This window comes from Streptomyces sp. NPDC056373 (genome assembly GCF_042262425.1).
Classification (GTDB): Bacteria; Actinomycetota; Actinomycetes; order Streptomycetales; family Streptomycetaceae; genus Streptomyces.
Map to the genome: position 1 here is coordinate 32,431 of NZ_JBHJPX010000008.1, position 22,433 is coordinate 54,863.

The window sequence follows — 22,433 nt, forward strand, 5'->3', positions numbered from 1 at the left end:
TGACCATGCCGAAGACCGCATTCCTGCGCCCCGACCTCCGGCGCCTGGCCGAGCCCATGGAGTCGCTCGGCGGGCTGCTGCGCGAGTGGCTGCCCCGGCAGCGCTGGTTCGCCGGCAAGGACCGGCCCGTCACGGAGCTCGGCCTGCTGTCGATGACCGAGCTCTTCCCGGGCTGTCTGCATCTGCTGATCCACGCCGGACACGCCGGGCACACGGGCGTGCCCTCGCCGGGCGGCGCTCCCCCGGCGGGCGACTGCTACCAGCTCCTGCTCGGTGTGCGGGAGCACCCGTCGCCGCGGCTCGGGCGGGCCCTCATCGGACAGGTGCAGGAGGGACCGCTGGCCGGGATGACGGTGTACGACGCGCTGCACGACCCCCGTTCCGCCCAGCTCCTGCTGGACCGGCTGCGGCAACCGGGCACCGCCGGCCCCCTGCGCTTCGACTGCGACCCGGACCAGCCGGTGCCCGCCGGACTGGTGCCGCGACTGCTGGACGCCGAGCAGTCCAACTCCTCGCTGGTGTACGGCGACGAGTACATCCTGAAGGTCTTCCGGCGCATCCAGCCGGGCGTCAACCCGGACCTGGAGGTGCCGGGAGCGCTGGCCCGGCAGGGCTGTCACCGCGTTCCCGCGCCGGTGGCCTGGTTCCAGACCCGGCATCCGTTCAAGGCCACCCTCGGCGTGCTGCAGCCGTATCTGCGGGACGCCTCCGACGGCTGGACGCTGGGGCTGAACGCACTGGCATCGGGGGACGACTTCACGGTCCAGGCCCGTGCGCTGGGCGTGGCCACCGCGGAGGTGCACCTCGCGCTGGCGTCGGCGTTCCCCGTCGGCGGGCCCGGGGAGAACGGGCAGACGGCGGCCGCGATGACCGAACGGCTGGACGCCGCCGCGCACTGCGTGCCCGCGCTGCAGCCGTTCGTGCCCGGGCTGCGGACCGCGTTCGCGGCTCTCACCAGCTGCGACGCCGGGCCGCCCGCCCAGCGCATCCACGGCGACCTGCACCTCGGTCAGGTGCTGCGGGCCGGGCGCGAGTGGTTCGTCATCGACTTCGAGGGCGAGCCGTCCCGGCCGCTCTCCGAACGGCGCAGCGCCCACTCCCCGGTGCGGGACATCGCCGGGATGCTGCGTTCCTTCGACTACGCCGCCCGGCAGCGCCGCCCCTGGCGCCCCGAGTGGGCCCGTCGCTGCCGCGAGGCCTACTGCGCGGGCTACGCAGCCCGCGCCGGCTGGGACCCCCGGAAGAAACACGGACTGCTCCGCGCCTACGAGACGGACCGGGCCGTGTACGAGGTGCTGTACGAGGCACGGCACCGCCCCGACTGGCTGCCTGTACCCATGGCGGCGATCGAGCGCCTCGCCGTGAGAGGAGACTGAGCCGTGGCCCTGCGAGACACCTCAATCCCGGAGCCGTCAGGCCCGGTCCCGAGCACGACCGCCCCTGCCCTGAGTCCCGAGGACCGCGGGCGCCTGCTGGCGGGAGCCCACCACGATCCGCACGCGCTGCTGGGGGCCCACCCGGTGCCCGGCGGGGTCGTGTTCCGGGCGCTGCGCCCCTTCGCCCGCGCGGTGAGCGTGGTCGTCGGCGGCAGACGCACGGCCCTGGTCTCGGAGGGCGACGGCCTCTTCTCGGGCGTGCTGCCGCTCGACGAGATCCCCGCCTACACCCTGCACGTGGCGTACGCGGAGGGCGAGCAGGAGACGCACGATCCGTACCGGTTCCTTCCGGCGCTGGGCGAGCTCGACCTGCACCTGATCCGCGAGGGCCGGCACGAGCAGTTGTGGCAGGCGCTCGGCGCACAGCCCATGACCCACGAGGGCGTGAGCGGCACCCGGTTCACGGTGTGGGCGCCGAACGCGCAGGGCGTGCGGGTCACCACGGACTTCACCCACTGGGACGGGACGCAGTTCCCGATGCGGTCGCTGGGCGCCTCGGGCGTGTGGGAGCTGTTCCTGCCCGGCGTGGGCGAGGGAACGCCGTACAAGTTCGAGATCCACTCCCGGTACGGCCACCGCTTCCTCAAGGCCGACCCGATGGCGCGGCGCTGCGAGGAGCCGCCCCACACGGCGTCGATCGTGACGGCCTCGCACTACGAGTGGGGCGACACCGAGTGGATGGCGCACCGCGCCGACACGCCCGTGCACGAGGCGCCGTTCTCGGTCTACGAGGTGCACCTGGCGTCGTGGCGGCCGGGGCTGACCTACCGGCAGCTCGCCGAGGAGCTGCCGAAGTACGTCAAGGACCTGGGCTTCACGCACGTCGAGCTGATGCCGGTGGCCGAGCACCCCTTCCACGGGTCCTGGGGCTACCAGGTCACCGGGTTCTACGCCCCGACGGCCCGGCTCGGCACGCCGGACGACTTCCGCTTCTTCGTCGACGCCTGCCACCGGGCCGGTATCGGCGTGATCATGGACTGGGTGCCTGCGCACTTCCCGAAGGACGACTGGGCCCTGGCCCGGTTCGACGGCGAGCCGCTGTACGAACCGGGTGACGACCGGCGCGCGGAGCACCCGGACTGGGGCACGTACGAGTTCGACTTCGGCCGTACCGAGGTGCGCAACTTCCTGGTCGCGAACGCCGTGTACTGGTGCGAGGAGTTCCACATCGACGGTCTGCGCGTGGACGCGGTCGCCTCGATGCTGTACCTGGACTACTCGCGTGAGGACGGGCAGTGGGAGGCCAACGCGTACGGCGGCCGGGAGGACCTGGCGGCCATGCGGTTCCTGCAGGAGATGAACGCGACCGTGTACCGGCGCGCTCCCGGGGTCGTGACCATCGCCGAGGAGTCCACCGCCTGGGGCGGGGTGACCCGGCCGACCGACACCGGCGGGCTCGGCTTCGGCCTGAAGTGGAACATGGGCTGGATGCACGACTCGCTGGAGTACATCGCCCACGAGCCGGTGCACCGCAAGTACCACCACCACGAGATGACGTTCTCGATGGTGTACGCCTACAGCGAGAACTACGTGCTGCCGATCTCCCACGACGAGGTCGTGCACGGCAAGCAGGCCCTGGTGTCGAAGATGCCCGGCGACTGGTGGCAACGGCGCGCCACGCACCGGGCCTATCTCGGCTTCATGTGGGGCCACCCCGGCAAGCAGCTGCTGTTCATGGGGCAGGAGTTCGCCCAGGGGGCCGAGTGGTCGGTGGAGCAGGGCCCGGAGTGGTGGCTGCTCGACGACGGGTACCACTCCGCGGGCGACCACCGGGGTGTGCGCGACCTGGTCCGTGACCTGAACACCGCGTACCGGGCGACTCCGGCGCTGTGGCAGTGCGACACCCGCCCGGAGGGCTTCCGGTGGGTGGCGGTGGACTCGGCGGACGACAACGTCTTCGCCTTCCTCCGCCATGACACCGAGGGCAGGCCGCTGCTGGCGGTGTCGAACTTCTCTCCCGTGGTCCGGCAGGACTACGGCCTGTGGGTGCCGGGTGACGTCGTCGCCTGGGAGGAGCGCCTCAACACCGATGACGCGCGCTACGGCGGCAGCGGCGTGACCAACCCGGATCCGGTCAAGCCGGAGGACGGATGTGTCCGGATCACGCTGCCTCCGCTCGCCACGGTGTGGCTGACGCCGTTCGCCGTGTGAAGTCCCCCTGTCCCACCAGGTGTCCTGCCCGCCTGGAGGGGCACTGGGTGTCGTACCGCCGGGAGCGCCCGGCGGTACGACGCGGCAGGGCACAGAAGGGCGGGCATCAGGTGCGCACCGTGGGAGTGGAGGAGGAACTCCTCCTGGTCGATCCGCAGACCGGGGAACCGCGGGCGCTGTCCGCGGCGGTGCTCGCCCGGGCCGAGAAGGACGACGCGGAACAGGACGTCTTCGAGAAGGAACTCCACGAGCAGATGCTGGAGTTCGCCACCCATCCGCAGTCGTCCATGGAGAGCCTGCGCGCGGAGATCGTGCGCTGCCGCAAGGAGGCCGCCCGGCACGCGGGGGAGATCGGCTGCACCGTGGCGGCGCTCGCCACCTCACCGCTGCCGGTCAGCCCCGCCGTCAGCGTGAACCGGCGCTACCGGTGGATGGCCGAGCAGTACGGCATCGCCACCCGGGAGCAGCTCGTCATGGGCTGCCATGTGCATGTGTCGGTCGAGTCCGACGACGAGGGCGTGGCGGTCGTGGACCGGCTGCGGCCGTGGCTGCCGGTGCTGCGGGCGATCAGCGCGAACTCGCCGTTCTGGCAGGGCGAGGACACGGGCTACAGCAGTTACCGCAGCCGGGTGTGGCTGCGCTGGCCGTCGGCCGGCCCGACCGAGATCTTCGGCTCTGCCGAGCGGTACCACCAGCTCATCGCGGACATGGTGGCCACCGGCGCCCTCCTGGACGACGGGATGATCTACTTCGACGCGCGGCTGTCCTCGCGGTACCCGACGGTGGAGCTGCGCGTCTCGGACGTCTGTCTGCACTCCGGCACGGCCGTGCTGGTCGCCACGCTCGTCCGGGGGCTGGTGGAGACGGCCGCGCGCGAGTGGCGGGACGGCCGTGAGCCGCTCGGCCACAGTGTCAGCCTGCTGCGGCTGGCCGACTGGCAGGCCGCCAGGTCCGGCCTCTCGGGCGAGTTGCTGCACCCCGCGACCATGCGGCGCATGCCCGCCGAAGCCGTCGTGCGTGCCCTGCTGGACCACGTCGAGGAGGCCCTCGACAGCGCGGGCGACCTGGATCGGGCCCGGACGGCCTGTGACGAGCTGCTGCGGGAGGGCAACGGCGCTCAGGTGCAGCGCGCACTGCTGGAGAGCACGGGGAGCTTGCGGGACGTCGTCACCGAGTGCGTCCGCCGCACGCAGGCGTGAGGCGTCCCGCCGGTTGCGGGCAGGGGCTCGTTCGGGAAGGGGCTTGTCGGGCAGCGTCTCGCCGGGCAGGTGTTCAGAGGATCAGGACGAGGGCGTAGGCCAGGAAGAACGCCGCGATCAGCACGACGCAGAGGATGATCACGGTCAGCGGTGCCTTGGCCCAGCCCTTGGTCGGGTTGTGTGTCTCGCGGGGCAGCGTCTCGGGCATGCTGCTCTCCGCGGGTGGGGTCTCGCCCGGCGGTACGCCGCCGCCGGGTTCCAGACCGGGGGTGCGTTCTGGTTCGGGATCGGGACTGATGTGACTCATGTCCTCCGGGTCCCCCGATCACGCCGAGATCACCAGCGGGTCGACTTCCGTATTTTCCGACCCCGAAGGGTCTCGACTCGACTACATTCGAGCACCGCCGATGACGGTACCCGTCGGCAATGTCACACCCCGTACACGTCAGGAGCAGTGCATGCGCGACCTCGCCCTCGCTCCCCCGGCCGTGGCGCCGCTGACCGGCGGGCTCGCCGACAGCGTCTTCGACACGGCGGACCGCGAACCGGCCAGGCCGATGCTCGCCCGGCGGGCCGACCCCGCCTCCACGACCTGGGAGGAGGTGACGGCGATCGAGCTGCGTGACGCGGTGGTGGACGTGGCCAAGGGGCTGATCGCCTCGGGCATCGCACCGGGGCACCGCGTGGCGATCATGGCGCGCACCCGGTTCGAGTGGACGGTGCTGTGCTACGCGCTGTGGGCTGTCGGCGCCGAGGTGGTCCCGGTCTACCCGACGGCCTCACGCGATCAGGTCGAGTGGATCCTGCGGGACGCCGGCTGTGTGGCCGTGGTCGTGGAGGACGAGCAGGGCGTCATGACCGTCGGCTCGGTGTGCGCCTCGCTTCCGCTGCTGCGGCACGTCTGGCAGCTGGACGCGGGCGCCCTCGAGGAGCTGACGGTGCAGGGCGAGTTCACCCCGATCGCCACGGTCGACTCGATGCGCCGCATCGTGCTGCCGGACTCCACCGCTGTCATCGCCTACACCTCGGGCACCTCCGGCCACGCCATGGGCTGCGCGCTCAGCCACCGCAATCTGGCCGGCCCCTGCGACACACTGCTCACGGGCTGGGGGCACACGGCGGCGCCGCGCGGGGAGCAGGGCTCCGTGCTCGCGTTCCTGCCCTTCTCCCACGTGTACGGGCTGATGATCCAGGGGCTGTGCGTGCGCGGCGGGCTGCTGATGGGGCACCAGGCCGATCTGAGCGGGGAGGCGCTGACGTCGGCGCTGCGCTCGTTCCGTCCGACGTACCTCTACGCGGTCCCCTCGGTCCTGGAGAAGATCTACAAGAACTTCCTGCGCACGGCTCAGCAGGGGGGGCACGGCGGGTTGTTCGAGCGGGCCGCCGAGACCGCCCGGGACTTCGCCGCGGCCCTGGAGCGCCAGCGGCTGGGCCGCGGCCGCGGGCCCGGCTTCGACCTGAGGTTCCAGCACGCCCTGTACGAGCGCACGGTGTACCGCAGGCTGCGGGCGGCACTGGGCGGCCGGGTGGAGCGGGCGACGTCCGGCGGTTCGCCCCTCAGCCGCGATCTTTCTCTCTTCTACGAGGGCATCGGCATCTACGTGCACGACGGGTACGGCCTGACGGAGACCGCCGGCGGGGTGACGATGCAGCCGCTGGGCCGGGAGAAGTCCGGGACGGTCGGGCAGGCGCTGCCGGGCACGGAGATCCAGGTGGCCGAGGACGGGGAGATCCTGGTGCGCGGCCCGTCGGTGTTCCAGGGGTACGTGGGCGACCCGGCCGCCACCCGGGCCGCGCTGCGCGGCGGGTGGCTTGCCACCGGGGACCTCGGGCTGCTGGACTCGGAGGGCTATCTGACGATCACCGGCCGCAAGAAGGACATCATCATCACCAGCAGCGGCAAGAGTGTCGCCCCGCTGGCCCTGGAGCAGCGGCTGCGGATGCATCCGCTCATCCACCAGGCGGTGGTCGTGGGGGACAACCGGCCCTGCGTCGGAGCCCTGATCACGCTGGACCCGGAATTCCTCGCGCACTGGCGGGCCGGGCTGGCACTGCAGGGCGAGATGCGGGAGGCGCGGGAGGAGAACGCGCTGCGGGAGGAAGTGGCGCGGGCCGTGGCCGCGGCCAACAGCGTCGTGTCGCCCGCGGAGTCGATCCGGGTGTTCCGGGTCCTGCCGGAGGCGTTCGACGTGACGAACGGGATGCTGACGCCGTCGATGAAGCTGCGCCGGGACGAGATCGTGCGGCACTACGCCTCCGAGATCGACGCGATGTACCAGTCCCGCAGGCGCCCCGGACGGCCGAGCACCCCGGCCGAACCGTCGAACTGGGACGATTCCGACAATGTATTCCGTTGAGCGCGCGCCGGACGCGTAGGCCTCGTCCCCTCGGGAACACGCAACAGTGGCGACGCAAGAGAAAGGACGACAGCCCTGACGACAGCCGTAGCTGACGCCCGGGCCGGAAAGGCGATATGTCAACCGAGCCACGTGGGGACGACGCCCTGACCTCCGAGGAGATCCCGAGCCGCACGAACACCTTCGTGGGCGAGCCGCACGACGTGACCGGTGCGCGCTTGGCCGCGGAGGGGTTCCTGGGCGATCTCGCACGCTCCTCCCCGCCTTCTGCCCCCGAGTACTGGGACGACATCCTGCTGGTGGTGACGGAACTGGCCGCCAACGCGGTGCAGTACGCCCCGGGTCCGTTCGCGCTGCGGATGCGCCGGACCTTCGACGGTGTGCATGTGGTTCTGCACGACACCAGCACCACGGAGCCCGCCCCCCGCCCCTTCGATCCGCGCAGTGGCGGCGGGGGCATCGGCTGGCACCTGATCCACACGCTGTGCGACCAGGTCAGCGTGGTGGCCGACGACCGGGGCAAGGACGTGCACGTGTTCATGCCCTGGTGAGCCGGAGCGTCACGGGCGCGATGCGCCCGTGACCGGCTCGGACCGTGGCGGTCTCAGACCGTGGCCGTCTCGCGCGGCGGCAGCCGGTCGTAGTAGGCACCCACGGCCCGGAGGTACTCCTGGTCCCTGGTCTCACTGTCGGTCTGGAAGCGGGGGGCCGCCTTGGCATCGGCCCTGCTGCAGGCCAGTGTGACCTTTCTCCCCTGGGTGTCGACGCCGGTGACGACTCCGGCCGGCACCAGGACGCTGCGGCCGAACACCCAGACGCCGGTGTCGACGACCAGGTGCGTCATCGCGTGCGGGGCGGCCTCCCGGTCCACGTGCCCGATCGTGCCGTCGGTCGCGGCGACGGCGAAACCGGTCAGGTCCTGCCCCTCGGTGTGACCGCTGTCCGGCGCGTACGACCAGATTCTGTCGATGGCCACGCTGTTCCATCCTCCCTGGCGATGTGATCGCGTTCTGCTCCGGCGGACGCCCGCGCCCGCCCCTTTCCACAGCAGCAACTACCCTGCTGCCGCAAGCGCATTCGGCGCACAGGCCTGCTACCCGCACGGGACTTCCGGCGGCCGGTCCCGGCGATGTTCGGCCGGGGAGGCATGGGAGGTGGTTTCCGGGGTAATCGCGGGGGCGCGGTGACATCCGAAGCCCGTCAGTGAAGGGAGGCGCATGAGAAACGGCATTCGAGTCCGGAGAACGACCGGGATCCCCTCGCACCGCGGTCATCCCCAGAGGTGACCAGCCCAGGCCGTAGCACTTGTTGGAGGTATCCGTGCCCCTCGCCCAGAACCCGCTGTCCGTGGAAGTCGAGCTGCCCCGGGAGGACGTGGCCCTGATCACGGTCGACGGTTACCTGGACGTCGACACCGCGACCGAGTTCCAGGCCCATCTGGCCAACCAACTCCACCACGGCCGACGGCACTTCCTGCTCGATCTCTCGTCCGTCCCCTTCATGGACTCGTCCGGGATGAACATCATTCTGCGGGTGTACCAGGAGACCCGTAAGACCGAGGGCAGTGTGCACGTCATCAGCCCGACACCGGCCGTGCGGCGCATCCTCGATCTGACCGGCGTCAGCATCACGGTGCCGATATCGGAGAGTGTCGACGAGGCCCTGACCCGGGTCGACGAAGGGCCGGAGCACCCCGAGGAGCCGGGGGGACAGAGCATCTGACGGCCAGAGTGCCCCCTCGGGCCCGGCGCCGGGGAAGATCGGCGGCCCGGTCCTCGCTCCGCCCTGCCCGCACGACGGCTCACCCCTCGCACGCCCGGCGACGACGGCGCCCAAGCGCCGTCCGCCCGGACCGGATCACTTGCCCCGGAGCAGGTGTCGTACGAGGTCGGCGCATGGTTAGAGTTGTCGCCCGGCAAGTGTCACATCGCCGTCTCGTTGCCAGAAGCGGGCTCGGTCGACGCAACGCGGATGAGGAGAGAACCAGGTGCCGGAGCACGAAGCGGACGGACAGCTCGCGACGCCCACCCACGAGGTCAGGGACTTCCTGCACCGCCGGCGTGAGCAGATCGCCCAGCGGTGGGCGGACGAGCCCCTGTTCCGCACCGTGTTCACCGTCTCGCGCGACGAGGCGGTGGAAGCGGGCAGGGCCGTCGTGGACGCGCTGGCCCAGGTGGCCGACTCGGAGCAGGTGGAGGATCCGGACGCCGCGGGGTTCAGCGCGGTGCGCGAGCAGCTGGGCCGGATGGGCGCGGCCCGCTCCCGTGCCGGGCTGAGCAACACCCAGGTCTCCAGCGAGCTGGCGGCGCTGCGACCGCCCGTGGAGAACCTGCTGGTCGCCGATCTGACGCAGGCGCCGCCCGAGCACCTGCGGGCGTGTTCGACGGCGTTGACCGTTCTGATGGGGACGCTGCGGCTGGTGGCCATGCAGACGGCGCTCAGCGAGTGGCAGGCGCTCAGCGACCGGCAGCGGCTGCAGCTGATGGAGGTGGCGACGCCCGTCATCCGGCTGTGGGACGGCATCGTGGCCGTGCCGCTCATCGGCACGCTCGACAGCGCCCGCAGCCAGATCGTGATGGAGACGCTGCTCAACGCCGTCGTCGACCAGCACGCGCGGTTCGCGATCCTCGACATCACCGGGGTCCCCACGGTCGACTCGCTGGTGGCACAGCACCTGATGAAGACGGTCGCCGCGGCGCGCCTCATGGGCGCCGAGTGCATCGTCTCGGGCATCCGCCCCGCCATCGCCCAGACCATCGTGCATCTCGGTCTGGACCTGGACGTGATCACCCGCGCCAGCCTCGCCGACGCGCTGGGGTACGCGCTGCACCAGCTCGGCGCGGACATCGTGAAGCCGGGTGCGGGTCAGCGGTGAACGACGCCCATCCCCGTCCCGTGACCGGCCACGTGCCGGTGCTCCGGCTCGGCGACGTCCTGCTGGTCACGCTCCAGGGGGACCTGCACGACAGCACGGCGCAACAGCTCCAGCAGGACCTCGCCGAGACCATCTCCCGTACCGGGGTGCGCGGCGTCCTCATCGACATCTCCGGTGTCGAGATCGTCGACTCGTTCCTCGGCCGGGTGCTGGCCGAGATCGCCGCGCAGGCCAAGCTGCTGGCCGCGCGCACCGTGGTGGCCGGGATGCGCCCGGCGGTCGCCATCACCCTGGTCGAACTGGGTCTGACACTGCCGGGACTGGGCACCGCGCTCAGCACCGAGGCGGGCATGGAGCTCCTCGCGCGGCAGGCCCCGGTGCCCCGTCCCGGCAGTCCGCGTCAGGAGAGTCCGTGATGCACACCGCCTCGGGCGTGGAGGCCTGCCTGCCCATCCGGTCGGACATGGACCTGGTGTGGGTGCGACAGCACGTACGGCAGGCCGCTGCCCGGCTCGGCTTCGGACTGGTGGACCAGACCAAGCTCATCACCGCGGCCAGTGAGCTGGCCCGTAACACCCTGGTGCACGGCGGTGGCGGACAGATGGAGGCGAGGCAGGTCGGCGGAGCGGGCGCGCAGGGGCTGCGGCTGGCCTTCACCGACGAGGGGCCGGGCATCGCCGACCTGGACCTGGCGCTGAGCGACGGCTACACCTCCGGTGGCGGTCTGGGCATGGGGCTGAGCGGTGCGCGGCGCCTGGTGCACGACTTCGACATCGACACCACGCCCGGTTCGGGCACCACGGTGCGGGTGACGTGCTGGGTGGGACGGCCGCCTCGTCCGCGCGAGGAGGTCTGATGCCACGCGTGTGGGACGTGCCGGTGCGCGACTCGACCCGGGTGCGTGACGCCCGGGTCGCGGCGGAGGACGCCGCCGCGTATGCCGGCCTGGACGAGCGGCGGACCGCGGCGGCCGCGCTGGTCGCGACCGAGCTCGCCACGAATCTGCTGAAGCATGCCGAGGGTGGCCAGGTCCTCATAGACGTCGTGGCCCCGCCCGTGCTGCGGGAGGGGTCGTGGGGGTCACGGGTGGTGCAGATCGCCGCGGTCGACCACGGCCCTGGCATCCCCGACGTGCCCGCCGCGCTGCGCGACGGCTTCACCACATCCCGCTCGCTCGGCGCCGGTCTCGGCACGTGTCTGCGCGTCTCCGACGAATTCGCCCTGCACAGCGTCCCCGGCCGCGGCACGGTCGCGGTGGCCCGCGTCAGCTCGACGCCCCGGGCCACCGAGGGACCGGCCGGGCCCGAGGGCCGGGTGTCCGCAGGGGGACAGTGGCCGGGTGGCGCACCGCCGTTCGGCGCGGTGGCATGCGGCGGCCTGACGGGCCACGCCCCGGTGCCGTCGGGAGCACCCGGCCGCACCGGCCGGGCCCCGGGGGATCCCGGCGGCCCCACGCGACCGGCCGCACCCGCCCGGGGAACCGATCCGGCGCTCCACGCAGCCCCCGGCTGCGACTTCCCGGCCACCGACGCACCGGCCACCGGCCCCGGGCCCCGAACGACACCGGCCCACGGCTCGGAAGACGCCGGCGCGCCCGGCGACGGCTCCGCGTCCAGGACAGCACCGGCCCACGGACTCGCGAACCCCGGCGACCCGGGGACCGGCGCGGCCTCCCGGACCCCGGCGGCCCACGGCCTCACGGACGCCGGGGCAACCGGCAGCGGCCCCTGGACGAAGCCGGGCGAGCAGCGAGGGGCCACGGCCCGCGGGGCTTCGGACGCCGGGGTCGCCGCGCAGAACCGTTCCTCGCCGGTTTCCGGGGTGCGGGCCGGCGGGGTGAACATTCCCTACGGGGGAGCCGAGTACTCGGGAGACGCCTGGGCGTGGGTCCGGGCCGGGGACCTGGTGACGCTGATGCTGGCGGACGGGCTGGGGCACGGGCCGGAGGCCGCGCGGGCCTCGTCCGCCGCGGTCACGGCGCTGCACCGCTGGGCCCACCTCTCCCCCGCCGAGGCACTGCGGCGACTGCACGACGCGCTGCGGAGCACCCGGGGCGCCGCCGTCGCCCTGGCCCAGCTCGACCTGACGGCCGGGCGGCTGCGGTTCGCCGGCATCGGCAACGTCGGGGCGCGGCTGCGCACCGACGGCAGCTGGCACCCCCTGCTGTCGCGGCCCGGCATCGTCGGGGTCCACCGGCCCGGCACCCTCCGCGAGGAGGCGGCCGACTGGGTGGGCGACCCGATACTCATCCTGCACACCGACGGCCTGCCCAGCCGCTGGACACCGCCGTCCGACCCCGGTCTGCCCGCCACCGACCCGGCCGTGACGGCCGCCGTGACGATACGTGACGCCAGCAGTCCCGCCCGACCGGTCCGGGACGACACCGCCGTGGCCGTGCTGACCTCGAACCCGCCGGAACGCCCATGATGCGCACTTGGCAGATCACCACCGTCACCGACGCGGCCCGCGCCCGTATCTCGCTCGCGCGCCTGGCCGCCGCGTACGGTGTGCCCACCGTCGAACGGACCCGGCTCGCCGCCGACCTCAGCGCCCACCTGCGGCAGTGCCTCACCAAGGGCGGCACCTGGCGGCTCACCATGGACCTGGCGGGCTCCCCCGCCGAGGAGGGCCTGCTGCACGTCGTGGTGACCCCGTCTCCGGAGGCGTGCACCGCCGGGGAGCCGCTCTGGGAGGTCACGGTCCCCTGTCCCGAGTCCGCCGAGGCCACCGAGGACGGCACCGTCCCGGACGATCCGGCCGCCCTGTCGGAGGCGCTGCTCGGCGCCGACGAGGACACGGCCGTGGTGCTGGACAAACTCACCGAGCAGGAGGACCTGGTCCTCTTCCACCGCGAGGAGCTGCACCAGACCAACCAGGGCGTCCTGGCCCTGCACGCCGAGCTGGACGCGGCCGGACTGGCCCAGCGCGAGGCCTTCGCCGCCGAGCGCAGCGCCCGCAACGAGGCGGAGAGCGCCCGGCGCCGCCTGACGTTCCTCGCGGACGCGAGCGCGGTGCTGACGGCATCGCTCAACCACGAGGAGATCGTCCGCCGGCTGCCGGACCTGCTGGTGCCGGAGTACGCGGGCAGCGTCGACGTCTGGCTCTTCGATCACGAGGAGGAAAAGCACCGGTCGGCGCCGCACCCGGCCGCCGCTGTGGTCGCGGCCCGTACCGGGCGGCCCCAGTACGCCGCCGACCGTCCCGGCAACCTGCCCGGCGTCGAGGACCAGCCGCCTTCGGCCCTGGACCCGGGACGGCCTTTGCTGTGCGTGCCGCTGCCGACGCGGCGGGCTCCGCTGGGCGTCCTGACCCTGTCGCCGCCCGGGGAACGCTGGGACCCGGACGACGCGGTGATGCTGATCGAGCTCACCCGGCGGGCGAGCATCGCGATCGACAACGCCCGGCGCTTCGAGCACAACCGCGACATCGCCGAGACGCTGCAGCGTGCCCTGCTGACGGATCTGCCGGCCACGCCGGGCCTGAGCCTGGCGGCGCGGTACCTTCCGGCCACCCACGGGCTGAACATCGGCGGCGACTGGTACGACGCGTTCCCCCAGCGGGACGGCGGTCTCATCACCGTCATCGGCGATGTGACCGGACACGGTCTGCACGCGGCGGTCATGATGAGCCAGCTGCGCACCGCGCTGCGGGCCTACGCCGTCGACGGCGACAGCCCCGGGCGGCTGCTGACCCGCCTGCACCGGTTCCTGCACCATCTCCAGCCGGACCTGTACGCCACCGCCGTCATCGCCCGGTTCCACCCGGACGAGCCCACGCTGACCTGGGCCGCAGCCGGGCATCCCCCGCCGGTGCTGCGCCTGCCCGACGGCACCGTGCGCATCCTCGACGCCAAACCCGGTGCGATGCTCGGCATCCCGCTCACCCAGGAGATCGCCGACCACACGGAGGACCTGGAGCCCGGCTCGACCCTCGCGCTGTACACGGACGGGCTGGTGGAGCGGCGTGCCCAGGGCATAGACCCCGGGATCGACCGGCTGGCCACGGCACTCGGCGGATTCCGGTCCGCGGAACTGGACGCGGACCTGGAGGGTTCGGCGGACCGGCTGCTGCCTCCGCTGCTGAGCGATTCCGAGCGGGACGACGACGTGTGTCTGTTGCTGTGTCATGTCCAAGGTGGCGTGGACTCCTGACGGCGGGTCCGGCCGTCCTTGTGTGCACGTGTTCTTCACTCCCGCCCGGTGCTTTTCGGCCACAGTGCGGGCATGGTGGTGATCGACGCGTTCGTCTGCCTGCCGCGTCCGGCTGGCGCGCCGGCCGGAGACACGGTGGGATCGAGTGGGTGCGAACCAGCGATCCAGGGGCAGTCGGAAGGCGTTCGAGGCAGACCGCCTGGAGCCGCAGAAAGGGATGAACACCGTGACACGACCCAGGATCCTGGTGGTTGGCGCAGGCTTCGCCGGTGTGGAGTGCGTCCGCCGTCTGGAACGGAAACTCTCCCCGGACGAGGCGGACGTCACGCTGGTGACGCCGTTCGCCTACCAGCTCTACCTGCCGCTGCTCCCCCAGGTCGCCTCCGGTGTGCTGACGCCGCAGTCGATCGCCGTCTCGCTGCGCCGCAGCAAGAAGTACCGCACGCGCATCATCCCCGGCGGCGCCATCGGCGTGGACCTGAAGTCCAAGGTCTGTGTCGTCCGCACCATCACCGACGAGATCGTCAACGAGCCCTACGACTACATCGTGCTGGCGCCCGGCAGCATCACCCGGACCTTCGACATCCCCGGGCTGACGGACCACGCCTTCGGGATGAAGACGCTCGCCGAGGCGGCGTACATCCGTGACCACGTCATCTCGCAGCTGGACCTGGCCGACGCGAGCGAGGACCCCGTGGAGCGGGCCTCGCGGCTGCAGTTCGTGGTGGTCGGCGGCGGTTACGCGGGCACCGAGACGGCGGCGTGCCTGCAGCGGCTGACGCACGCGGCGGTCAAGCGCTACCCGCGGCTGGACCCGAGCCTGATCAAGTGGCATCTGATCGACATCGCGCCGAAGCTGATGCCGGAGCTGGGCGACAAGCTCGGCAGCAGCGCGCAGGAGATCCTGCGCCGGCGGGGCATCGACATCTCCCTGGGCACCTCCATCGCCAAGGCGGGTCCCGAGGAGGTCACCTTCACCGACGGGCGGGTGGTCCCGACCCGCACGCTCATCTGGACCGCCGGGGTCGTCGCCAGTCCGCTGATCGCCACGCTCGGCGCGGAGACCGTCAAGGGCAGGCTCGCGGTCGCCCCGGAGATGAGCCTGCCGGGCGACGACGGGGTGTTCGCGCTAGGCGACTCCGCCGCCGTGCCCGACCTGGCCAAGGGGGACGGGGCCATGTGCCCGCCCACCGCGCAGCACGCCCTGCGGCAGGGCAGGCACGTCGCCGAGAACGTCATCGCGTCGCTGCGGGGCCAGGCGCTCAAGCCGTACGTGCACAAGGACCTCGGGCTCGTCGTCGACCTCGGTGGCACCGACGCGGTCTCCAAGCCGCTGGGCATCGAACTGCGCGGGCTGCCCGCCCAGGCCGTGGCCCGCGGTTACCACTGGTCCGCGCTGCGCACCAACGTGGCCAAGACGCGGGTGATGACGAACTGGCTGCTCAACGCGGTCGCCGGTGACGACTTCGTACGGACGGGGTTCCAGACCCGCAAGGCCGCGCGGCTGAAGGACTTCGAGTACACCGACGCCTACCTGACGCCGGAGCAGGTGCGGGAGCGGGTCGAGGCGTCCGGCGGACCGGAGTAGGACGGCCCGGACGGGAGCTTTCGCCGGTGGCATGTCATGCTGAGATACGGATCTTGGTGTGAGCAGGGAGAGAGTGCGGCGGCGTGAGGGCAGCGGGACGCGCGGTGCGGGAACGAGTTCGGGACCGGATCGCGGCGTCCGACCCCGGACTGCTGCGTCTGACGGCCGGGTTGCGGACGGTCGGCGCGATCGCGCTCACCCTGGCCGTGCTGTCCCTGTTGCAGACCGATGTGCACCTTCTGGTGGCGGGGGCCATGGCGGCGATGGTCGCCACCTTCGCCATCCGGGAGAAGCAGCTCGGCGCCCAGGCCGTGACGCTGGCACTGGGGCTGCCGGTGGCCCTGGCCTCGGTGTCACTGGGCGCGGTGCTCAACACGCGTCTCGTCGTCGGTGACGCCTTCTTCGTCGTCCTGATCTTCTGTGCGGTCTACGGCCGCCGGTTCGGCGACCGGGGCACCGCGCTGGGGCTGATCGGCTTCCAGGTCTACTTCCTGTCGCTGTTCGTCGATGCCACCGTCGGCACGCTGCCGAAGCTGTGCGGAGCCATGGCCCTGGCGTTCTGCTCCAGCGCCCTGATGCGTTTCGCGGTCGTGCCGGCGACGCCCACGGGTGTGCTGCTGCGGCTGCGTCTGGCCTTCCGCGCGCGGCTGGCCCAGCTGGTGGCCGCGCAGGCCGAACTGCTCGACGCCCCCGCCGCCGAGATGGACAAGGCGCTGGAGGCCGTGCGCGACGGCACCGCCCGGCTCCACGAGACGGCGATGATGATCCAGGGACGGCTGGAGGAGGGCACCCCGGACGAGTCGGCGGCGCGGCTGGTGCAGCGCAGGATCGCGGACGCCGAGATCGCCGCGGAGCGCCTCGGTCTGCTGCTGCTGACCGCCCGCACCGCCGAACGCGCCGACACGCTGACGCTGCACCTGCCGGGCGCGCCCGCCCCGTCGCTCACCGGGCCGGAGATGCCCGACGAGGCGGGCGCCACGCTGCGCCGCGATCTGCGGGCGCTGCACGTCCTGGTGCTGCGGGCGGGCAGCGGCGACACGGGCACCGGGCTCGCCCATGTGCGCAACCGGCTCCTCGGCTACCGGGACGAGGAGAACCTGCCGGCCGCCTCGGCCGCCGTCCAGGACGTCTTCCGCGGCATCGGAGAGTCGGCCCGCGCGGTGCTCGGGCTGCGGATCGCCCTGGACGGTCCGCAGGACGAGTCGGACGACACCCCCGCCACGGCCCGCTCCCGCGAGGAACTGGACGCCGAGGACGCCGCGATCGACGGCGGTGGCGAGGAGGCGGCTCCGGAGGAGCAGACGGGGCTGCGGCGGCCCACCACGCGTGCGGCCGTGCAGGTCGCCGTCGGGTCCGCGCTGGCCATCGTGGGCGGCGAACTGCTGTCGTCGCAGCGCTGGTACTGGGCGGTGCTGACGTGCTGGATCGTTTTCCTCAACACCGCGTCGACGGGCGAGATCCTGGTCAAGGGCTACCGGCGGCTGCTGGGCACCGTGTTCGGCGTGGTGGCCGGGATCGTCCTGGCAGGACTGGTCGGCAACCACACCTGGACGGCGTTCGCCCTGGTCCTGGTGCTGATCTTCGCCATGTTCTACTCGGCGCCGCTGTCCTACACCCTGATGTCGTTCTTCGTCACCGCGATGCTGGGACTGCTGTACACGCTGCTGCACACCTACAGTCTCGACGTGCTCGTGCTGCGCATCGAGGAGACGGCGCTCGGCGCGGCCTGCGGGGTGGTCGCGGCGGCGCTGGTCCTGCCGGTGCGGACGGACCGCCGTACGAACGAGCTGCTGGGCACCGTGCTGGAGCGGCTGGCCGAGGTCACCGAGGCCGCGGTCGGCCAGCTCAGCGGCGGGCCCGCGGACGAACTGCTGGACAAGGCGCGCGACCTGGACCAGTCACTGGCCGATCTGCGGGCCGCGACCCAGCCGCTGATCCACCCGGTCACACCCCTGCGGACGCGGCGGAACACGGCCCGCTACGTGGTGGCGCTGCTGGAGACGTGCGCGTACCACGCACGGACGCTGGCGGCGACCGCCGAACTGCTGCCCACGCATCCCTCGATCGCGGCGGACCCGCGACTGCGCGGGGCCGCCGGGCGCACGGTGCGCAACATCGAGACGATCGCGTCCCGGGTCGCCGACGAGCACGCGGACGCGTGGGTCGAGACCGGGCCGAGCATCGCCTCCCTGCTGGGATCCGACGCCGGCACACCGCGCTACGGCCGCATCACCGACCGCGTGCTGCGGCATCTGGAGCGGCTGGACGAGGCCGTGGTGGGCCTCGCCCGGCCGCTGGACGTGCCGGTGGCGGCGCCCAAGGGCTGAGGGCCCCCACGGGGTGAGAGCCCCGCGATGAGGAACACGGAGCCGCTGCCCGTCAGAAGTCCGTGGGCAGCCCGCTGACCTCGGCGATGCCCCGCAGTTCTTCGGTCTGCCTGTGCCGGTCCCGGATGTATTCGGCTATCTCGCCGAGGCGGATCGGGTCGGACGCGGTGGTGGCGTCCGTGACGATCCTGACCGGGCCGGTGTCGTCGACGTCGAGTTCGACGACTTCGTTGTCCAGGCGGCCGGTGACGGCGGTGGCGATGACGAGCGCCACCTCGTCGCGGACCTCCTGGGGCAGTTCGTCCTCGCCTCCGGAGTCGAGCGCGAAGTCGAGGCTGGACAGGCGTTCCTCTTCGATCGCCTCCAGGACCGGTTCCACCGCGCGCATCAGGAGGCGGTAGTCCTCGGTGTCCATCCGGATGCGCAGGAGGTCCAGGTACATGTCCACGGGCCGGCCATCGCCATGCGGAATCTCGGAATCGCTCATTGGCATCGTGTTCCCCACGAATCGCGGCTCAGACGCGCCGCCACCGGGCCATGGCGAAGGAGAACACCCCGAAGAGCACGAGCCCGGCCGCGACGCACACCAGCAGCCAGGGGCCGAGCGGAGTGTCGGCGAAGGTGCGCAGGGTGTCGTCCAGGCCCTTGGCCTTGTCGGGTTCGTAGTCGGCGGCCGCGCGGACGGCGAAGACACCGGCCACCGCGAACACCAGCCCCCGGGCCGCGCCGCCGGTCACGCCCGTGACGTCCACCAGCTGTCGCGTCCGCCGGGTCATCTGACCCAGCCGGAGCTTGTCGTGGTACTTGCGCAGCACCGCGCGTACTGCGATCCAGCCGCCGGCCACGACGATGCCGATCCCCGCGGCTCCCACCAGCCACTGGCCGCCGGGTATCTCCAGAGCCTTGGCCGTGGCGTCCCGGGACTGCTGGTCGCTGGATCCGCCGCTCTGGTGGCGGCTGACCGCGAAGGTCAGCACCGAGTAGGCGACGAAGACGTAGAAGACGAAGCGGACCGTCGCCATCAGCCGCTTGCGTGCGCTGCGGCCGTCCTTGCCGATCGAGCCGAAGAGGGCTTCGGACAGCCGCCACAGGGCCATGCCGACGAGCCCGATGCCCAGCGCCCACAGCAGCACCGCGCCGAACGGCTTCTGCGCCAGTTCCTGCAGGGCTCCTCCTCGGTCGGCCTGACGGCCGGTGTCGCCGAAGGCGATCTGCAGGGCCAGCGCTCCGACGAGCAGATAGATCACGCCCCGGGCGGCGAAACCCGCCCGTGCCGCCCCCTCGGTCACCGAGCCCCGCGCCATCCGCCGGGCCCTCAAGCGACCGCCCTGTGCCATCGCACTCGTGTTCATGTCGACCTCCCGGCAGTCCGGATGCCCCCGGTCTGCGTTCACACACCCTGCACAACCACCGGACCAGGGGGTTCCGGTTGCCGGTCGCGTGCGGTCTCCCCAACGGCACGGCTGCGCCACTCCCGTCACGGGCTCAGGACCGGCGCAGCCGCGCTCCGGGGCCGGGACCGGGACCGGGACCGGCCTCGTTTCACGGCTCAGGACCGGCGCAGCCTCGTTCCGCGGGCGGCGCGGCCGAGGGCGTGCAGGTGCTCCAAGGCGTCCAGGACCACCGTGCGGTCGTGCCAGGCGAGCCAGCGGCCCGCCTGGCCGCCGACGGTGTCCAGGGCCTTCGTCTGGGCTGCGGTCAGTCCGTTCAGGGGCCGGTCCATGTGGGCCGAGACCATGCCGACGCACAACCCCGACGCGGTCGTCAGGGGCACACTGTGGCAGGCTCTGCTGCCCGCCTCGAGGATGGCCAGGCGGGCCGGTTCGGAGAACACCGGGTCGCTCTCCACGTCGTGGACGGTGACCTGGGCGACGTCCCGGGCGGCCTGCGCGCAGGACGTCCCGTCCTCGCCGACGTGGGCGAAGAAGTCGACGAACTCGGCCGTGAGGCCCGTGTGCTGCTCGATGCGCAGACCGCCCCGCGCCGGGTCGGGCAGCTGCACGTTGCCCATGTCGGTCCCGGTGACCGCCAGGGTGGACCGCAGTACGGCCTTCAGGACGGCGCTCCGGCTGCCGGAACCGGACCGGTGCGCCTGTGTGAAGGTCAGGTCCGGTGCCGCCTCGCGCACCCGCCGCGGGAACCACAGGCCGTCCGAACCCTCGGGCCGCGGCACCGTGACCAGGACGCCCGCCAGCGTGCGCAGCTTGACGTTGTACCGCTGGGACGCCCGCTGCATCAGGGCGAAGGCGCTCTCACCGTCCGGCAGTGCGTACCGCTCCTGGATCATGCCCTGCGCCTGCGAGATCAGCGGGCGCACGCGGGCGCGGGCCCGCAGGTCGCGCACCTCGGCACGCAGGCGCTCCAGCTCGCCGCCGTCGGCGGCGGCACGCTCCGCTGTGGACATGAAACTCCTGGAGTGCCGAAGTCGTGGCGCGAAAGGGCCCGGCCGCGGCTCGCGCCGTCGGCCGGGCTCTCGCTCGGTCTCGTCGTCCCCGTCGCTCAACGGCTCACGGGGGTCAGGCGGGCTCCGTGACCGGTGTACGCGGCCCGGCCATCGGCGCCACGGGTCCGCGAACCGGTGCGGGTGCGGTCGCGAGCCACTGGTGAGCGGCCTCGAGGGCGCGCTCGAGGGTCCGGGTGCCGGTGGACACGCACAGCGTGTACGCCAGGTCGCGTACCCGGGGGTTCTGCTCCGCCGGTCCGCCGGTGGCTTCGGCGGCGGCCAGGGCCTCGTACTCGTCGACGAGCCGGCGCAGCACGGCGGGGTGGGGCCTCAGCATGGTGGTTTTCGCTCCTCGTGAAGGTCGGGTGGTCAGGCCGTCGTGGAGGGGCCGCCGCTGCCCCGGTTGCCCGTCTGCTGCCCCAGGACCTCGTCGCGCACCCGGGCGCAGCTGCGGCTGATGAGGCGGGAGACGTGCATCTGTGAGATGCCGAGGTGATCGGCGATGCGGCTCTGCGTCATGTCCTCGAAGAAGCGCATGTAGAGGATGGCCCGTTCGCGTTCCGGCAGACGGCGCAGGCCTTCCTTGGCGGACTCACGGTCCACGACGACGTCGTAGGACGAGTCGGCCGCGCCGAGGGTGTCCGCGAGGCTGTAGCCGTCGTCGTCGGCCGAGAGTTCGGCGTCCAGCGACAGGGTGCTGAAGCTGTCCAGGGCCTCGAGCCCGGCATTGACCTCTTCCTCGGTCAGGCCGGTGTGCGTGGCGAGGTCCGCCACGGAAGGCTCGGGGCTGCCCGGGTTCTGGGTGAGTTCGCGGCGTGCCACCCGCACCTTGTTGCGCAGTTCCTGCACACGGCGGGGGACCCGCAGGGCCCACATGCGGTCCCGGAAGTGCCGCTTGACCTCGCCGGTGATGGTGGGGACGGCGTAACTCTCGAAGGCACCCCGGCTCGGGTCGAACCGGTCGATGGCCTTGACCAGACCCAGTGCGGCGACCTGGCGGAGGTCTTCGATCGACTCTCCGCGGTCGCGGAAGCGCCCGGCGATGCGGTGGGCCATGGGCAGCCAGAGGGTGACCAGTTCGTCGCGGACGGCCTCCCGCTCGGGGCCCTCCTCCAGCTCCGCCATACGGGCGAAGAGGGAGGCGGTGTCGGGGGCGTCGTCGTGACGCCGCCGGCTGGCGGGGGTCGTCGTTTCGGGCGTGCCGGGACGATGGGTGGGCGTTTCGATGAGCATGCGGATTCGCTCCTGAACGGTGGTTTCAGGGACTGACCGCGGGAAGGAAGCTGCCCGGATCGCCTGGAGGCCTCCGGGGCAGTCATACCGCTCCCGCTGGGGCGCCTCCGGTCCGAAGCACGAATGTGCGTCTGCCCTGCACCCGGGGGAGCAAACTCCGCTTTGCAGTGCAATCTGTCGGGAGCTGCCTCACCGGCATTCAGTACAGGGGCACGACGGCGGTGATGCACTTGCCCCCGGAGGGCAGGTCCGACACCCGCACGTCGCGGGCGAGCCGGCAGACGATGGGCCAGCCGTGGCCGCCGTGCCGCATGCGTCCGTTCGGGTCCGTGCGTGGCGCGGTCACGGGCAGGGCGTCACTGCGGTCGCTGACCGAGACGCGCACGCCGGGATCGTCGACGTCCACCTGGAAGTCGGTGACGCCTCCGCCGTGCAGGATGGCGTTGGTCGTCAGCTCCGAGGTGACGAGCAGCGCGTCGGACAGGGCGTCCGTGTCGCACCGGGTGTGGGTGGCCCGGCAGCGTTCGGCCACGGCCAGCTCCACCGCCCTGCGCGCCTCGGCCGGCTTGCACGGCCGGGCCCGGTGAGACCCGGGCGGCTCACCTACGGATTCGATCATGTGCTCGTCGCACATTCTGCAGCTCCCCTGACAGCACGGACGGAAATACCGGGT

The 22,433-nt window shown here is 72.3% G+C and carries 21 protein-coding genes; 13 read left to right on the plus strand and 8 right to left on the minus strand.

Translation table 11 applies throughout. The features are described from left to right. The first annotated feature begins 5 nt into the window (after positions 1-5). The 3 genes from ACFCXS_RS17890 (at position 6) to ACFCXS_RS17900 (ending at position 4,786) form a co-directional block, all read left to right on the plus strand. A complete protein-coding gene (locus ACFCXS_RS17890; protein WP_376644288.1) occupies positions 6-1,376 on the plus strand; it encodes a maltokinase in 1,371 nt (456 codons plus the stop codon). 3 nt (positions 1,377-1,379) lie between these two features. Then, positions 1,380-3,587 (plus strand): 1,4-alpha-glucan branching protein GlgB, encoded by a 2,208-nt coding sequence (glgB, locus tag ACFCXS_RS17895; RefSeq protein WP_376644289.1) that lies wholly within the window; start codon positions 1,380-1,382, stop codon positions 3,585-3,587. A gap of 110 nt (positions 3,588-3,697) precedes the next feature. Next, positions 3,698-4,786, plus strand: coding sequence for a glutamate--cysteine ligase (locus tag ACFCXS_RS17900; RefSeq protein WP_376644624.1), 1,089 nt, complete (start codon positions 3,698-3,700; stop codon positions 4,784-4,786). A gap of 73 nt (positions 4,787-4,859) precedes the next feature. Here the strand turns inward: ACFCXS_RS17900 and ACFCXS_RS17905 are convergent, their stop codons facing one another. Continuing rightward, on the minus strand, positions 4,860-5,093 hold the full coding sequence (locus ACFCXS_RS17905; RefSeq protein WP_376644290.1) for a DUF6480 family protein: 234 nt from the start codon (positions 5,091-5,093) through the stop codon (positions 4,860-4,862). Positions 5,094-5,244: 151 nt separating this feature from the next. Here ACFCXS_RS17905 and ACFCXS_RS17910 point away from each other — a divergent pair, with 151 nt between their 5' ends. Both ACFCXS_RS17910 and ACFCXS_RS17915 read left to right on the plus strand, forming a co-directional pair. Then, the gene (locus ACFCXS_RS17910) at positions 5,245-7,143 is read left to right on the plus strand and encodes an AMP-dependent synthetase/ligase (RefSeq protein WP_376644291.1); all 1,899 of its coding nucleotides are present in this window, start codon (positions 5,245-5,247) and stop codon (positions 7,141-7,143) included. Between the two features lie 116 nt (positions 7,144-7,259). After that, positions 7,260-7,694: an ATP-binding protein gene (locus ACFCXS_RS17915; protein WP_376644292.1), complete on the plus strand. Its 435-nt coding sequence runs from the start codon at positions 7,260-7,262 to the stop codon at positions 7,692-7,694. A 53-nt stretch (positions 7,695-7,747) separates the two neighbouring features. Here ACFCXS_RS17915 and ACFCXS_RS17920 read toward each other — a convergent pair whose 3' ends face one another. Further along, complete coding sequence (locus ACFCXS_RS17920) at positions 7,748-8,119, minus strand: PRC-barrel domain containing protein (protein WP_376644293.1); 372 nt, start codon at positions 8,117-8,119, stop codon at positions 7,748-7,750. A 344-nt stretch (positions 8,120-8,463) separates the two neighbouring features. Between ACFCXS_RS17920 and ACFCXS_RS17925 the strand changes: the two genes are divergently transcribed. The 8 genes from ACFCXS_RS17925 (at position 8,464) to ACFCXS_RS17960 (ending at position 18,084) form a co-directional block, all read left to right on the plus strand. Next, entirely contained in the window at positions 8,464-8,865 is a 402-nt protein-coding gene (locus ACFCXS_RS17925) for an STAS domain-containing protein (protein WP_376644294.1), read from the plus strand. A 265-nt stretch (positions 8,866-9,130) separates the two neighbouring features. Beyond that, the gene (locus tag ACFCXS_RS17930; protein WP_376644295.1) at positions 9,131-10,018 is read left to right on the plus strand and encodes an STAS domain-containing protein; all 888 of its coding nucleotides are present in this window, start codon (positions 9,131-9,133) and stop codon (positions 10,016-10,018) included. Beyond that, positions 10,015-10,434: an STAS domain-containing protein gene (locus ACFCXS_RS17935; RefSeq protein ID WP_376644296.1), complete on the plus strand. Its 420-nt coding sequence runs from the start codon at positions 10,015-10,017 to the stop codon at positions 10,432-10,434. The genes ACFCXS_RS17930 and ACFCXS_RS17935 overlap by 4 nt, the downstream gene beginning before the upstream one ends. Beyond that, complete coding sequence (locus ACFCXS_RS17940; protein WP_376644625.1) at positions 10,434-10,874, plus strand: anti-sigma regulatory factor; 441 nt, start codon at positions 10,434-10,436, stop codon at positions 10,872-10,874. The genes ACFCXS_RS17935 and ACFCXS_RS17940 overlap by 1 nt, the downstream gene beginning before the upstream one ends. Next, entirely contained in the window at positions 10,874-12,445 is a 1,572-nt protein-coding gene (locus tag ACFCXS_RS17945; RefSeq protein WP_376644297.1) for a SpoIIE family protein phosphatase, read from the plus strand. The genes ACFCXS_RS17940 and ACFCXS_RS17945 overlap by 1 nt, the downstream gene beginning before the upstream one ends. Beyond that, positions 12,442-14,169 carry a PP2C family protein-serine/threonine phosphatase gene (locus tag ACFCXS_RS17950; protein ID WP_376644298.1) on the plus strand — a complete coding sequence of 576 codons (1,728 nt, stop codon included), beginning with the start codon at positions 12,442-12,444 and terminating at the stop codon, positions 14,167-14,169. Before ACFCXS_RS17945 ends, ACFCXS_RS17950 begins: the two co-directional genes overlap by 4 nt. Before the next feature lie 217 nt (positions 14,170-14,386). Further along, complete coding sequence (locus ACFCXS_RS17955) at positions 14,387-15,757, plus strand: NAD(P)/FAD-dependent oxidoreductase (protein WP_376644299.1); 1,371 nt, start codon at positions 14,387-14,389, stop codon at positions 15,755-15,757. 83 nt (positions 15,758-15,840) lie between these two features. Beyond that, complete coding sequence (locus ACFCXS_RS17960; RefSeq protein WP_376644300.1) at positions 15,841-18,084, plus strand: FUSC family protein; 2,244 nt, start codon at positions 15,841-15,843, stop codon at positions 18,082-18,084. A gap of 52 nt (positions 18,085-18,136) precedes the next feature. Here ACFCXS_RS17960 and ACFCXS_RS17965 read toward each other — a convergent pair whose 3' ends face one another. The 6 genes from ACFCXS_RS17965 to ACFCXS_RS17990 all read right to left on the minus strand — a co-directional run bounded on the left by ACFCXS_RS17965 (position 18,137) and on the right by ACFCXS_RS17990 (position 22,394). Next, complete coding sequence (locus ACFCXS_RS17965) at positions 18,137-18,571, minus strand: hypothetical protein (RefSeq protein WP_376644301.1); 435 nt, start codon at positions 18,569-18,571, stop codon at positions 18,137-18,139. Positions 18,572-18,599: 28 nt separating this feature from the next. Beyond that, positions 18,600-19,436, minus strand: coding sequence for a DUF1206 domain-containing protein (locus ACFCXS_RS17970; protein WP_376644302.1), 837 nt, complete (start codon positions 19,434-19,436; stop codon positions 18,600-18,602). A 197-nt stretch (positions 19,437-19,633) separates the two neighbouring features. Beyond that, the gene (locus tag ACFCXS_RS17975; protein WP_376644303.1) at positions 19,634-20,488 is read right to left on the minus strand and encodes an ANTAR domain-containing protein; all 855 of its coding nucleotides are present in this window, start codon (positions 20,486-20,488) and stop codon (positions 19,634-19,636) included. A 112-nt stretch (positions 20,489-20,600) separates the two neighbouring features. Beyond that, positions 20,601-20,864, minus strand: a complete 264-nt coding sequence (locus ACFCXS_RS17980) for a DUF5133 domain-containing protein (protein ID WP_376644304.1) — start codon at positions 20,862-20,864, stop codon at positions 20,601-20,603. A gap of 32 nt (positions 20,865-20,896) precedes the next feature. Further along, positions 20,897-21,760 (minus strand): RNA polymerase sigma factor SigF, encoded by an 864-nt coding sequence (locus ACFCXS_RS17985; protein ID WP_376644305.1) that lies wholly within the window; start codon positions 21,758-21,760, stop codon positions 20,897-20,899. 199 nt (positions 21,761-21,959) lie between these two features. Then, a complete protein-coding gene (locus ACFCXS_RS17990; RefSeq protein ID WP_376644306.1) occupies positions 21,960-22,394 on the minus strand; it encodes an ATP-binding protein in 435 nt (144 codons plus the stop codon). Positions 22,395-22,433: the final 39 nt, after the last annotated feature.

Excerpts from the sequence above, each read along its gene's own strand:
- ACFCXS_RS17890 (WP_376644288.1), top strand. The coding sequence starts at position 6 with ATGCCGAAGACCGCATTCCTGCGCCCCGACCTCCGGCGCCTGGCCGAG.
- ACFCXS_RS17905 (WP_376644290.1), bottom strand. The coding sequence starts at position 5,093 with ATGAGTCACATCAGTCCCGATCCCGAACCAGAACGCACCCCCGGTCTG.
- ACFCXS_RS17910 (WP_376644291.1), top strand. The coding sequence starts at position 5,245 with ATGCGCGACCTCGCCCTCGCTCCCCCGGCCGTGGCGCCGCTGACCGGC.
- ACFCXS_RS17915 (WP_376644292.1), top strand. The coding sequence starts at position 7,260 with ATGTCAACCGAGCCACGTGGGGACGACGCCCTGACCTCCGAGGAGATC.
- ACFCXS_RS17940 (WP_376644625.1), top strand. The coding sequence starts at position 10,434 with ATGCACACCGCCTCGGGCGTGGAGGCCTGCCTGCCCATCCGGTCGGAC.
- ACFCXS_RS17945 (WP_376644297.1), top strand. The coding sequence starts at position 10,874 with ATGCCACGCGTGTGGGACGTGCCGGTGCGCGACTCGACCCGGGTGCGT.
- ACFCXS_RS17950 (WP_376644298.1), top strand. The coding sequence starts at position 12,442 with ATGATGCGCACTTGGCAGATCACCACCGTCACCGACGCGGCCCGCGCC.
- ACFCXS_RS17955 (WP_376644299.1), top strand. The coding sequence starts at position 14,387 with ATGAACACCGTGACACGACCCAGGATCCTGGTGGTTGGCGCAGGCTTC.
- ACFCXS_RS17965 (WP_376644301.1), bottom strand. The coding sequence starts at position 18,571 with ATGAGCGATTCCGAGATTCCGCATGGCGATGGCCGGCCCGTGGACATG.
- ACFCXS_RS17970 (WP_376644302.1), bottom strand. The coding sequence starts at position 19,436 with ATGAACACGAGTGCGATGGCACAGGGCGGTCGCTTGAGGGCCCGGCGG.
- ACFCXS_RS17975 (WP_376644303.1), bottom strand. The coding sequence starts at position 20,488 with ATGTCCACAGCGGAGCGTGCCGCCGCCGACGGCGGCGAGCTGGAGCGC.
- ACFCXS_RS17980 (WP_376644304.1), bottom strand. The coding sequence starts at position 20,864 with ATGCTGAGGCCCCACCCCGCCGTGCTGCGCCGGCTCGTCGACGAGTAC.
- ACFCXS_RS17985 (WP_376644305.1), bottom strand. The coding sequence starts at position 21,760 with ATGCTCATCGAAACGCCCACCCATCGTCCCGGCACGCCCGAAACGACG.
- ACFCXS_RS17990 (WP_376644306.1), bottom strand. The coding sequence starts at position 22,394 with ATGTGCGACGAGCACATGATCGAATCCGTAGGTGAGCCGCCCGGGTCT.